At 37.9% G+C, this 12,978-nt stretch carries 14 protein-coding genes; all 14 read left to right on the top strand.

Annotation, left to right across the window (positions count from 1 at the left end):
* Positions 1-94 precede the first annotated feature (94 nt).
* The 14 genes from BLR36_RS00620 to BLR36_RS00685 all read left to right on the top strand — a co-directional run bounded on the left by BLR36_RS00620 (position 95) and on the right by BLR36_RS00685 (position 12,977).
* A complete protein-coding gene (locus BLR36_RS00620; protein ID WP_093059375.1) occupies positions 95-1,684 on the top strand; it encodes a class I adenylate-forming enzyme family protein in 1,590 nt (529 codons plus the stop codon).
* Positions 1,677-2,885: an acyl-CoA dehydrogenase family protein gene (locus tag BLR36_RS00625; RefSeq protein WP_093059377.1), complete on the top strand. Its 1,209-nt coding sequence runs from the start codon at positions 1,677-1,679 to the stop codon at positions 2,883-2,885. The genes BLR36_RS00620 and BLR36_RS00625 overlap by 8 nt, the downstream gene beginning before the upstream one ends.
* A gap of 18 nt (positions 2,886-2,903) precedes the next feature.
* Positions 2,904-3,881: an NADPH:quinone oxidoreductase family protein gene (locus BLR36_RS00630; protein WP_093059379.1), complete on the top strand. Its 978-nt coding sequence runs from the start codon at positions 2,904-2,906 to the stop codon at positions 3,879-3,881.
* Positions 3,882-3,905: 24 nt separating this feature from the next.
* A complete protein-coding gene (locus BLR36_RS00635; protein WP_254771301.1) occupies positions 3,906-4,682 on the top strand; it encodes an enoyl-CoA hydratase/isomerase family protein in 777 nt (258 codons plus the stop codon).
* A 63-nt stretch (positions 4,683-4,745) separates the two neighbouring features.
* Positions 4,746-5,852 (top strand): TRAP transporter substrate-binding protein DctP, encoded by a 1,107-nt coding sequence (dctP, locus tag BLR36_RS00640; RefSeq protein ID WP_093059381.1) that lies wholly within the window; start codon positions 4,746-4,748, stop codon positions 5,850-5,852.
* A 72-nt stretch (positions 5,853-5,924) separates the two neighbouring features.
* Positions 5,925-7,271: a TRAP transporter large permease gene (locus tag BLR36_RS00645; RefSeq protein WP_093059383.1), complete on the top strand. Its 1,347-nt coding sequence runs from the start codon at positions 5,925-5,927 to the stop codon at positions 7,269-7,271.
* 17 nt (positions 7,272-7,288) lie between these two features.
* Complete coding sequence (locus BLR36_RS00650) at positions 7,289-7,837, top strand: TRAP transporter small permease (protein WP_093059384.1); 549 nt, start codon at positions 7,289-7,291, stop codon at positions 7,835-7,837.
* 21 nt (positions 7,838-7,858) lie between these two features.
* Positions 7,859-8,623: a 2-phosphosulfolactate phosphatase gene (locus tag BLR36_RS00655; protein ID WP_093059386.1), complete on the top strand. Its 765-nt coding sequence runs from the start codon at positions 7,859-7,861 to the stop codon at positions 8,621-8,623.
* An 18-nt stretch (positions 8,624-8,641) separates the two neighbouring features.
* Positions 8,642-9,688, top strand: a complete 1,047-nt coding sequence (locus BLR36_RS00660) for a phosphotransferase family protein (RefSeq protein ID WP_093059388.1) — start codon at positions 8,642-8,644, stop codon at positions 9,686-9,688.
* Positions 9,689-9,699: 11 nt separating this feature from the next.
* On the top strand, positions 9,700-10,110 hold the full coding sequence (locus BLR36_RS00665) for an FAS1-like dehydratase domain-containing protein (protein ID WP_175453929.1): 411 nt from the start codon (positions 9,700-9,702) through the stop codon (positions 10,108-10,110).
* The gene (locus tag BLR36_RS00670) at positions 10,107-10,472 is read left to right on the top strand and encodes a MaoC family dehydratase (protein WP_175453930.1); all 366 of its coding nucleotides are present in this window, start codon (positions 10,107-10,109) and stop codon (positions 10,470-10,472) included. Before BLR36_RS00665 ends, BLR36_RS00670 begins: the two co-directional genes overlap by 4 nt.
* A 13-nt stretch (positions 10,473-10,485) precedes the next feature.
* Positions 10,486-11,394, top strand: a complete 909-nt coding sequence (locus tag BLR36_RS00675; protein WP_093059394.1) for an NAD(P)H-dependent flavin oxidoreductase — start codon at positions 10,486-10,488, stop codon at positions 11,392-11,394.
* Positions 11,387-12,232 (top strand): enoyl-CoA hydratase-related protein, encoded by an 846-nt coding sequence (locus BLR36_RS00680; RefSeq protein WP_093059396.1) that lies wholly within the window; start codon positions 11,387-11,389, stop codon positions 12,230-12,232. Before BLR36_RS00675 ends, BLR36_RS00680 begins: the two co-directional genes overlap by 8 nt.
* On the top strand, positions 12,210-12,977 hold the full coding sequence (locus BLR36_RS00685; RefSeq protein WP_175453931.1) for an enoyl-CoA hydratase/isomerase family protein: 768 nt from the start codon (positions 12,210-12,212) through the stop codon (positions 12,975-12,977). Before BLR36_RS00680 ends, BLR36_RS00685 begins: the two co-directional genes overlap by 23 nt.
* The last annotated feature ends 1 nt before the right edge of the window (position 12,978 follow it).

Below are 12,978 nucleotides of genomic sequence, written 5' to 3' on the forward strand. Positions count from 1 at the left end.
AATTATTGAGAGTCTATAAAAGTATATTTTTTTGCCTATAAATATCAGAATCTTCAAATTTAATAGTTAACAGATAATATTTAGGGGGGATACGATGGAGTTCCAAAGTACTCAGTTATTCGGTAGAAATGGAGTAAAGGTATTTGTGAATCGACCGACAACGATCAACCAGTTTTTTCTAGATACAGTGGAGAAATATGGAAGTAACGATGCAGTAATAACAGAACATGAGAGCTTTACGTATGCTCAATTGGATGAGATTTCTAATCGGATTGCCTCGAATCTTCAGAATGGTTATGGAGTTGAAAAAGGGGATAGAGTAGCTGTCCTCATTGGGAATGGAAGTGAATTTCCTTTAAGCGTTCTTGCATGCTCTAAAATCGGAGCCATAATGGTACCTGTGAATGTGAAGCTTTCTCCTGACGAAATCCATTATATTTTAGGGCATTCAAAACCAAAGATATTAATTTATGAAAATGAATTTAAAGAAAAGATAAATGCGATTGAACAAATGGATTCTACAGTTTTACCAAGTAAGAAATTTGTTTTCGAAATTAAGGGAGATAACACCTTTTCCAAATTAATAGAACTAATTGAAACACCTTATTTGTCAAACGTCCATGAGGAAGATAGTGCTTATATTCTCTATACTTCAGGCACAACGGGACGTCCTAAAGGTGCTGTACTCAGTCACATAAATGTCATTCATAGTGTGATGAATTACGCAACGGTATTTGAAACAGATGAATCGATAAAAACAGCTATTGCTGTACCAATGTTTCATGTGACGGGGCTTGTTGGTCAGTTACTCCATATGTTTTACATCGGAGGAACAGTTTATAGTATACGACGCTATCAAAACGAAGAGTATATTCATAGAGTTCTAGAAAATCAGATTAACTTTTTATTTAACGTTCCTACTATATTCATCATGATGTTCACGAGCAAAGAGTTTCAAATAGGTTCATTTGATTTTGTGAAAAAAGTTGCTTTTGGTGGATCCCCTATTTATCAGCAAACGTTTCAGTTGTTACAGAAAGCATTTCCGAATGCTAGCTTACACAACGCGTATGGGTCAACTGAAACTACCTCACCTGCAACCTTAATGCCAGTAAGTTATCCAAATACAAAAGTAACGTCCGTTGGAAAGGCTGTTAAAGTTGCGGATATAAAAGTGATGAATCCACTAGGAGAAGAATGTCAACCTGGAGAATCCGGGGAGCTCTTTATAAAAGGTCCAATGGTGATTAAAGAGTATTGGGATAATCCTTCCGCAAATCTTAGTAGCTTTAGCGATGGATTTTGGAAGTCTGGTGACATAGGTATTGTCGATGATGAAGGCTATTTTTATATCCGCGATAGGATGAAAGATATGATCAATCGTGCAGGAGAGAAAATCTTTTCCATTGAAGTCGAGGATGTATTAAAAAATCATCCATTAGTGATAGAAGCGGCAGTCATTGGTGAGCCAGATCCGATATTCGGAGAAAAAGTGAAAGCTTTTATCGTCGGACCTAATTTAACAGAAGAACATTTTTGGGATATAAAGCAGCATTGTTTAAAGCATTTAGCCAAATTTAAAGTGCCAGAGGAATTGGAGATTTTAGATACACTTCCAAGAAATGCATCTGGAAAAATACTAAAAAATAACTTAAAGAATTTAGGGGGAGTTACAAATGCTTAAGGAATTATCACACGAAGCGGAAGTCCTTCGAGAGCAATTAGTTCAATTTATGAATGAGAATGTCTATCCAAATGAAGCCGTATATGAGCAGCAGTTAAATGAGGGAGAAAGTCGTTGGGTAGTTCCTCCAATTATTGAAGAGCTAAAAGGAAAAGCGAAGTCACAAAATCTTTGGAATCTATTTATGGATAACGATGAATATGGTCAAGGACTTACTAACTATGAATACGCACATCTCTGTGAAATTATGGGACGTTCTTTAATAGCTCCAGAGGTTTTCAACTGTAATGCACCAGATACAGGGAATATGGAAGTGCTCCTCAAATATGGTACGGAGGAACAAAAAAAACAATGGCTAGAACCACTATTAAGTGGAGAAATAAGATCATGTTTTTCGATGACAGAAATTGAGGTTGCCTCTTCAGATGCTACTAATATTCAAGGAAGTATTGTTCGAGATGGCGATGAATATGTGATTAATGCGAAAAAATGGTGGACCTCAGGAGCTCTTGATCCTCGCTGCAAAATTGCTATTGTGATGGGAAAAACAGATTTAACAGCTGAAAAGCATAAACAACAATCTATGATTTTAGTTCCTTTTGATACACCAGGAGTAGAGATAAAAAGATTCTTACCTGTGTTCGGTTATGATCATGCCCCTCATGGACATGCAGAAGTACATTATAATAACGTTCGTGTTCCAGCATCCAACATGCTTTTAGGTGAAGGAAGAGGATTTGAAATCGCCCAGGGACGGCTTGGACCAGGTAGAATTCACCATTGTATGAGAGCGATTGGAGCAGCTGAAAGAGCACTAGAACTTCTATGTAAACGGGCTAATGAAAGAGAAGCATTTGGCTCAAAGTTAGCAGATAAAGATGTTATCAGAGAAATTATTGCTGAAAGTCGTATTGAAATTGAGCAGGCCCGTCTGTTGACCTTACACGCAGCTCACAAAATGGATATGGTTGGCGCAAAAGGCGCACGGAAAGAAATTGCGATGATCAAAATTTTAGCTCCACGCGTTTCGTTAAACGTAATTGATCGTGCTATTCAACTATTTGGAGGAGCAGGAGTTACCGATGATTTCCCACTAGCAGCTCATTGGGCTAATGCGCGTACACTTCGAATTGTCGATGGACCTGATCAAGTTCACCTACGTGATATTGGAAAGCTAGAATTACGTGAGCAATTGACATAGGGAGGAGCGGTTCGATTGATGAAAGCGTGGTTTATAAATGGAGTTGGTGAGCCGAATGAAGTGCTGGATTTACAAAATACTTCAAAACCGGAGCCGTCTTCTAAAGAGGTATTAGTGAAAGTGGAAGCAGCTGCACTTAACTTTTTTGATATTTTACAATGCCAAGGGAAATACCAAGAAACGCATGAAACGCCGTATATACCAGGGGCAGAAATTGCAGGAATTGTAGAAGCTTCAGATGGAGAGGCATTTAGTAAAGGTCAACGTGTTTTAGCAACACCGCTACTGCCTAACGGTGGTTTAGCTGAGTGGGTGACAGTGAAGAAAGTGGATGTTTTTCCTATACCTGATGAACTTTCTTTTAGCGAAGCGGCCGCATTTTTTATCACTTATCAAACGGCCTATTTTGCTCTTCATCGTACTGGAAGGATTAAGGCTGGAGAAGTATTGCTTGTACATGCAGGCTCGGGTGGAGTTGGATCGGCAGCGATTCAGTTAGGAAAAGCTGCAGGAGCGTATGTGATAGCAACAGCAGGCAGTGATGAAAAGTTAGAGATTTGTAGACAGCTAGGTGCAGATGTTGTGATTAATTATCGTACGGAGAATTTTATCGAGATTGTCAAAAAGGAAACTAATGGAAAAGGCGCAAATATTATTTTTGACCCGGTCGGAGGAGACACCTTTGACCAATCAAGAAAATGTATTGCCTTTGAAGGCAGAATATTAGTTATTGGATTTGCAGGAGGTCGTATTGCCGATGCTCCAACGAATCATGCGCTTATAAAAAATTATTCTATTGTTGGCGTACATTTTGGGCTTTTCCGAAAACTTTATCCCGATGAGGTAAAAAAAGCTCATGACGAGTTAATGAAACTTTTTCTGGCAGGGAAAATACGCCCCCTTATTTATCAGGAGTACTTATTTGAAGATGTACCAGAGGCATTAGATCATTTAGCAGACCGGAAAACCTATGGCAAATTAGTCGTTACCCCTTAAATCTTAAATAAGGAGGAATAAAAATTGGGAAACTTAGTGGAATTAACAGTGAACAATCAGATTGGTTATTTGAAGATGACAAGACCTGAAAAATTGAATGCGCTTTCGAAACCTTTAGTAGAAGAAATGCTTCAAGCTTTAGATGAACTTTCGGAAAATGAAGAGGTAAAAGTGATTATTCTATCGGGCGAAGGTAAGTCCTTTTGTGCTGGAGGAGATATTGATTCGATGAAAAACATGGATAATCCTTCTGCTGCGCTAAGGTGGATTGACTATGTTTCAAGCCTTTCACAAAAATTGCTTTCCATAGATAAATATGTAGTTGCTGCTATTCACGGATATGCAGCAGGTGCAGGTTTTAGTATTGCATTAGCTGCAGATTTTATCGTAGCAGAAAAAGACGCAAAGTTTGCACTAAGCTTTACTAATATAGGTTTGATACCGGATTTAGGACTTATCAAGCTATTAACAGAGCGTGTTTCTCCACCTATTGCGAAAGAATGGATATCTAGTGGGAAAGTATTATTAGCTGAAGAAGCACAAGACTATGGAATTATAAATAGAATTGCAGAGCATTCAGTAGTTGAGGAAGCAACTGCATTTGCAGAATTCATTGTAAAAGGTCCAATGATAAGCAATAAATACGTAAAGTATTTAGTAAACCATGTCGGTGAGCTTCATAAAGAAACTGCATTCCAGCAGGAAAATGTTATACAGGCAATGCTTCTACAAACCAATGATCATAAAGAAGGTATCTCCTCATTTTTTGAAAAACGAGAGCCTCAGTTTATAGGTAAATGAAATAAAAAGTACAGCGATAATAAATGCTCGAATTCAATACCAAAATGAATGGAGGAAAAGTACATGAAAAAATGGAGTCTGTTATTAACATTAGGCTTAAGTGCATCATTGTTACTTGGAGCATGTGGAGACGATTCAAGTGAGGCAAATGCAGAAGGAGAAAAGATCAAACTAAGAGCGGCAACCGGATTAAGTGCGCAGCATGCTTGGTGGGCTGCTTCAATGGAACCATGGATGGAGCGAGTAGAAGAATTAACGGATGGGCAGGTTGAGTTTGAAAGCTTTACCGGTGGAGAATTGGTTGCTGTTCCAGATGAAGCAGAAGCTTTGGAATCAGGAACGGTTGACGTATCACTTGTATTACCAATCTATCAACCAGACCAATTCCCGATGGCAGAAATTACAATGCTGCCACTTAATCATTCAGATACCTTTATTGCTTCAAAGGCTTGGAAATCGCTACTTGAAAGCGATGTAGAACTAGCAGATGGTAAAACTTTTTCAGAGCTTCAGTTTGGTAAATTTAAAGTTTTCCCGGTATCTACTACACAGGAATATTCCATTTCGACGACAGGAAAAGAATTCAAATCTGCGAAGGATGTAATTGGTACTTCGTTACGTACTCCTTCTAGAATACATGAAATGTATGCGAAAGAAACAGGTTTAAGTAGTGTAACAATGCCTGCGGTTGAAATGTATGATTCATTAAGCCGAGGAACGTTTGATGGTAGTTTTTACAGTATAGCTGACTGGACTGGTTATGGATTCCAGGACCTTTTTAAGTATACCGTTACTGGTATTAATTTTGGTCACTTTAATACGTTTATCGGAATGACGCAAGAAAAATGGGATGAAATGCCTGAAAATGTACAAGAAGCAATGACTCAAGCAAATGAAGAAATTTTTGAAGCGGGAGCGCAGGAATGGATTACTCGTTCAGAAGCTGCTATTAAGCAGAATGAGGAAAAAGGCGGAAAGTTTGTGGAGTTTTCTTCTCTAAACCAAGAAGTACAAGATCACTTTAACAAAGGTATTGAAGATACTTGGAGCAGCTATGCAAAGCTATTAGAGGATAATGGTCAACCAGGTAAAGAATTAGTAAAACTCTGGGCAGATCTCGTTGTTGAAAATGGAGGAAAAGTACCAGAATCAGTTAAGAATCTGAAGTAATCTATATGCATCGTTTAAACGAAGAGAGAATTTTTCTCTCTTCCTACTAAGTAGATTGTAAGGAGGACCAATATGGATAACTTATTAGTTATCGGCATTATATTAGTATTAATGATTGTTCTGCTACTCTCGGGAATGTATATACATTCAGTACTATTTGCAAGTGGAATTATTGGCTTGATATTGCTAGAAGGATTCGATATATTACCAGGCTTGCTTGGTAATGAACCTTTTAATAGGGTGGCTAGTTATACATTAACTACTATTCCTCTATTTGTATTAATGGCACAGTTTATCTTACATTCAGGTATGGTTCAGGACATATTTTACATTGTCCATAAAGTTTCTAAAGGAAAAAATAGTTTACTAGGCGTACTAACGCTAATAATTGGTGGGATGCTTGGAGCAGTATCGGGTTCAGGAACTGCAACTTCCGCTTCATTGGGCCAGGTTGCTATTCCAGAATTACGTAAGCACGGTTATAGTGGGCCGCTTGCCGGAGCCATAGCGGCATCTGGTGGCTCTCTGTCGGGGATTATCCCACCTAGTATTATATTAATTTTGTATGGAGTAGCTACTGAAACAGCAGTAGGAAGTCTTTTTATTGGAGCTTTTATACCGGGAATTATCACCATGTTTGTCTTTATTTTAGTTATGCTCGTTTATTACCGTTTTGAAAGAAGTAATAGTACCGTTTCGATTATGGAAGCAGAGCTGGCAAGTACAGTTTTAGCTGAACCAGTGGAAGAAACGAGGAAAATTCCTACTATTCGATTATTCATCGTTAGTTTTATTGCTTTCCTAATCGTTCTTGTAATTTTCGGAGGAATATATTCAGGGATGTTTACCCCTACTGAAGCAGGTGCAGTTGGAGCGTTTATAGGTTTACTTGCTGCATTATCATTAGGAAAAGTAAATTTAGGGTTCTTTACAAAATCACTAGTAGAAACAGTTCGGCTAACAGGAATGGTAATGATTATTATGATAGGTGCTCAAATCTTTGGTAGATTTGTTTCTCTATCTTTATTGCCAAGAAAGTTAATTACTTTAATAGAACCGATTATGGATTCTCCTGTACTAGTGTTAATAGCAATTTCTGTAGTTCTCTTCATTATGTTCATGTTCATAGAAGGTGCAGCTGTAATATTAATGTCCATTCCTGTAATTCTACCAATCATTCAAGAATTACAAGTTGATATACTTTGGTTCGGTGTATTCATAGCTGTAATTTGTACAATCGGTTTACTGACACCCCCAGTTGGATTGAGTGTGTATGCGGTAGCGGGTGTAAGTGGTATTCGATCATCAGAGATCTTTAAAGTGGCGATGGTTTTCGCGATTGTTGCCATGATTTTCGTTTGTACATTAATGATTGTATTCCCAGGATTAGCAACATGGCTACCAGGGTTGATGAATTAATGAAAGGAGGAACCTAAATGGATTCAGTATGGAAGGCATATAAAATATTCGATTACTTGAAGAAAATTGGTGTAATTATAAGCGGTCTCTTCATTCTAGTGATGATGCTCATGATTGTTTATGACGTAGTGATGCGTAATTTGTTTAATAGCTCAATCCGAGGCGGCTTCGAAATAATCCAAAACTATTTAATGCCGCTCGTCGTATTTCCTGGATTAGCTTTTATGTACGCTTCTGGTGTATTACCTAAGATGGATATGCTATTGGAAAAGGTAAATATAAAAGCCCAAAGAATATTTGTTATTGTAATGATTCTTATTGAGCTATTTATACTTGCCCTGATCGTACAGTTTAGTATGGAATATGCCATGAACGGATTAGAAAGAAAAACAGCGTTTCCAGCTGCAGGAACACTTTATCCTTTGTATCCTCTGTTTTTCATCATTCCTATTGCGTTTGTAATGATTATTATTGAAAATATCTTTGTTTTAATTCGAAATCTAATGATTAATGAACCGACGTTGGTTATGAAAATTGAGGATAACGGTCCTGAAGAACTACTATAATTCATAAAAGGAAACGATTATATGAGGAAAGTTCACGTCATTACACAAAAAGAGGCAGTTGATGTACAAAAAATCGAGGGCTGTACGGTAGTTGTTCTAGATGTATTTTTGGCTACCTCTACTATCACTTTTCTAATCGACAAAAACTATTGCCCGGTATATGCAGTGGAAAATAGTGTGAGTGGCTTACTGCTTTCAAAAGAAATAGATGAACCTTATATATTATTGGGGGAATCTAAAGGAGATGCTATTGAAGGGTTTCAATACCCTGACCCTTCTTTAGTGGTCCATAGTGAAACGAAGAAATCGGCAATTATATGCTCTACAAATGGAACGAGAGCTATAAAAAAAGCAGAGAATGCAAAAAAACTAATAATCTCTTCCCTCATTAACGGACATAAGGTTGCGGATTTTTTACACGAACAGGAGGATGATTCTTCGATCGTGATAATTTGTTCAGGAAATGATAATCGTTTTTCGATGGAGGATTTTATAGGTGCTGGCCATGTCATATATCATTTGATGAACAAAGGAGATTATTTGTTATCCGATTCTTCTAAATTGGCCAGAGAAGCATTCGTACATGCTCTATCGCAAAAATTCGAGGGGTTACTAACATCAGAAACGGCTCACTTACTCGATTCTTTAGGTTATGGAACATCGATTTCTTATGTGTTGAACCATTTCGAAAAAGTAGATGTAGTTCCTATTTTAGAGGGAAATAAAATTGTCGCTCACTCAACAGAAGCAATCATTCTTAAAGAGGGAACGATTGTTCAATCATAGATGAAAGGAGATACCGATATGAGTATTGCAAATGAAAAAACCAAGGAATCTATTGATTGGGGAAAACTAGAGACATACTTAAGGATGTCAATAAATGGGCTGCCAAGTGGAAAACTAGAAATTGAAAGATTTTCAGAGGGCTACTCCAATTTAACCTATTTACTTAAGATTCAAGACTGGGAAGGAGTATTAAGACGACCTCCTTTAGGTAGGGTACCTCCAAAAGCTCATGATATGGCAAGGGAATTCAAAATGCTACAAAAAGTGAATCCTGTCTTTCCGTTGGCTCCAAAACCATATATTTTTTGTGAGGATCCAGAAATTATGGATAAACATTTCTACGTTATGGAGAAAAAACAGGGGATAGTTATTGACGAAAGCTTACCAATTGAATATGGAAGTTCTATGGTAGCTGGACCTAAAATTTCGAAAAATGTCATAAGTACTTTAGTGCAACTACAATCTATCAACTATAAAGATGCTGGTTTAGCAGAAATGGGTAAGCCGGAAGGATTTTTGGAACGACAAGTTACAGGGTGGATAAAAAGATATGAAGCATGCAAAACAGAAGAAATTCCCCATCTTGAAGAGCTACAATCGTGGTTAATCGCCAATTTGCCTGTAAATCCAGAAACAACGATCGTACACAATGATTTTAAGTTAAATAATATGGTCATGGATGCAGAAGATCCAGCGGAAACAGTAGGGATTCTAGATTGGGAGCTATCCACTATTGGAGATCCTCTAAGTGATTTAGGATCTACTGTAGCCTATTGGGGACAGTCGAACGATCCAAACATGGGGATTAATATAATTACTGATCAGCCTGGCTTTTACTCAAGAAGAGAGTTTATACAGGAGTATGCATCTCAAAGTGGTCGTGATGTTTCCCAAATTTCCTATTATGTGGCATTTGGCTTTTACAAATTAGCAGTTATTTTACAGCAGATTCACTATCGCTGGAAAATTGGGGCAATCAGTGATGAACGTTTTGGAGAATTAAACAAAGCAGTTTCTAATCTAATGGATATGTCTAACTTGACAAGAACAAACCAACTTCTATAGAGGTGAGAATATTGCATTTATCCCCTAGCGAGGTATTTCATTTTGAACCCTTTCCTGTAGAGAAGGGGAAAGTAAAAGAGTTTGCCAAAGCACTTGGACTAGAAATAGAACATGGAACTAGTATTGCAGTTCCACCTACCTTTTTTACGGTAATCGACTATTGGAATGAACGTGATTTCTATCAAATGCTAGAACAATTTAATATTCCCTCAAGCGAGATTTTGCACGGGGAGCAATCTTATGAATATAAAGCCGATGTTTTTGTCGGGGATATAATCTCTGCAAAAGGACGGCTACTTAAAAGCCTTCGTAAGAACAACAAACTATTTTATTTTCTAGAAACGATTTATACAAATCACATGAACATAGAGGTTGCAATTGGTCGGGCAACTTTAATAGAACTGAAGGTGGATTCTGCGTGAAGGAGCTACTTTCTATTCATTTTACAATTGAACAGTCTAAACTAGTTAGATATGCAGGTGCTTCTGGAGATTTCAATGAACTGCATACAGTCCCTCAAAATGCAATTGAAAGAGGACATCCAAATGTTGTTGCTCATGGTATGTATATTATGGGCTTAGCAACAAATGCAATCAAGCAGTGGTTTCCTGACTTAAAACTTACCGATATAAAAGTTCGTTTCCAGACTGCCGTATATCCTGGTGACAAGCTAACGATAAAGGGGCATTTTACGAAAAAAGAATCTAATACTCATGGAAATATAGAAATTATGGATAGCGATGGTCAAGTAAAACTTATAGGGAATTTTGAGATGAAAGATTAGAGGAGGATAAAGAATGTTTGATAAATTATCACTTCCAGTTATCGTTGCTCCTATGTTTTTAGTATCAAGTCCAGAGTCTGTAATTGCAGCATGCAGAAGTGGCGTTGTAGGTTCTATTCCACTGTTAAATGCTCGAACAGCAGACGCATGTGAAGTATGGCTCAAGGAATTAAAAGAAGCTCTTCCTACTGAACCATGGGCAGTAAACTTTATCGCACACAAAACAAATAAAAGACATGATACAGATTTAGAATTAATCGAAAAGTATGAACCACCAATTGTCATCGTGTCACTAGGACATCCCGGTGCCGTTACAGAGGTAGTGCATAAATACGGTGGAAGGGTTTATAGTGATGTTGCGACCGTTAAGCATGCAAAAAAAGCAGCAGCTGCGGGAGTAGATGGACTCATACTTGTTTGTGCGGGAGCTGGCGGGCATGGAGGAATGCTAAATCCTTTTGCTTTTATAGCAGCAGTTAAAGAGTTTTGGAGCGGAACAATTATTTTATCAGGTGGAATCTCTCATGGTAAGGATATATTGGCAGCGCAAATTATGGGTGCTGATTTTGCTTATATGGGAACAAGATTTATAGCAACGGCGGAAAGTGTTGCACTTCCTGAATATAAGGAAATGTTAGTAGATTCTACGATTGAGGATATTTTATATACGGATTCCTTTAGTGGAGTTCATGCTAACTATTTAATTCCAAGCTTATTAAAAAATAATATTGATCCAAAGGATTTAAAGCCTTCGGAATCAGTTGATTTGTCTCATATGGTGGATGTAAAAGCTTGGCGAGATATATGGTCAGCCGGGCATGGAGTCACAACTATTAAATCGATCGAAACAACAGCTAGAATTATAGAAACTTTGGTAAATGAGTATGAGGAAGCAAAAAAAGAGGTAATAACCTATGCCTAACACCCTCTTGACCAAGATTGAAGATGGCATAATGACTATTACACTTAATCGCCCTGATCAGTTGAATTCCTTTAATGTGGAAATGATGGAGGAGCTTATTAGTGCATATGAATATGCAGATTCCAATAATGATGTTCGAGTCATTATCGTTACAGGCAATGGGAGAGCTTTTTGTGCAGGAATGGACTTAACAACTGGAGATGATGTATTTGCATCTAACGAACCTGGTGAGTTATTTAGGGACACTGGTGGAAGAGTAAGTATGGTTGTTCATAGCTTAAAAAAACCTGTAATTGCAGCTATTAACGGAGCAGCAGTAGGCATTGGAATTACAATGACTTTACCAATGGACATCCGAATTGTAAAAAAAGATGCCAAAATTGGATTTGTATTTGGTAGAAGAGGGATTGGACCAGAGGCTGCAAGTGGTTGGTTTTTACCGAAATTAGTCGGCATATCTAAAGCACTTGAGTGGTTGCTTACTGGCAGAATGCTTACAACTTCAGAGGTGTTGGAAGCTGGTTTAGTCCAATATGAAGTGGAGGATCCATACTCTAAGGCGTTAGAGATAGCAAGAGAGATTGCAGACAATACTTCAGCAGTGTCAAATGCATTTTCTCGAAAATTACTATGGAGTATGCTTGGTTCTAACCATCCAATGGAGTCACATTTGTTGGAATCGAAATTCTTACACTGGGTAGGTGCTTCAAAGGATGCAAAGGAAGGTATTAATTCATTTATGGAGAAAAGACCTGCAAAATTTGAAATGAATGCTCAGGACTTACCAGATTTTTTCGAAGGAGGTAAGACTAATCATGATAAACATGCAAGTTATTGAATCTATTTGTATTTTGACGATTGATAAAGCGCCGATGAATACACTGGACAAATTAACAATTACTCAGCTTGAAGATGCGATTAGCAAAATCACGAAGGATTCTTCGATAAGAACTGTCATCCTTACTGGAGCTGGAGAAAAAGCCTTTGTTGCAGGAGCAGAAATTAGTGAATTCTTAGAATGCGATGCTTTAAGTGGAGAGGAACTTGTAAAGAAGGGTCAACAAGTTTTCAAGACACTTGAAAGTTTACCAATCCCCGTTATTGCTGCTATAAACGGATATGCACTAGGAGCAGGCTTAGAATTAGCGCTAGCATGTGATATTCGAATAATGGAGGAGCAGGCACAAGTCGGACTGCCTGAAACTGGTTTAGGTCTTATCCCTGGTTATGGAGGAACTCAGAGATTAGCTAGGTTAGTTGGAATTGGGCATGCGAAGGAACTTATCTTTTCAGGAAGATATATAAAAGCGGACGAGGCACTAAAATTAGGCGTTGTTGAGAAGGTTGTGGTCACTGGCACATCGATGGAATCTGCACTTACAATGGCAGGGGTATTTAAACGAAAGGCACCTCTTGCTATCGGAGCTGCTAAAAAAGCTATACAAGAGGGCATCGACAAACCTTTAAACGAAGCCATTGAAATAGAGATCAGTTATTGTGGAAAATTATTTGGATCAGAAGATTTACAAGAAGGTGCAAAAGCATTTTTTGATAGAAGAGAAGCAAATTTCATTGGGAGTTGAG

It is taken from the genome of Psychrobacillus sp. OK028 (assembly GCF_900103605.1).
Classification (GTDB): domain Bacteria; phylum Bacillota; class Bacilli; order Bacillales_A; family Planococcaceae; genus Psychrobacillus.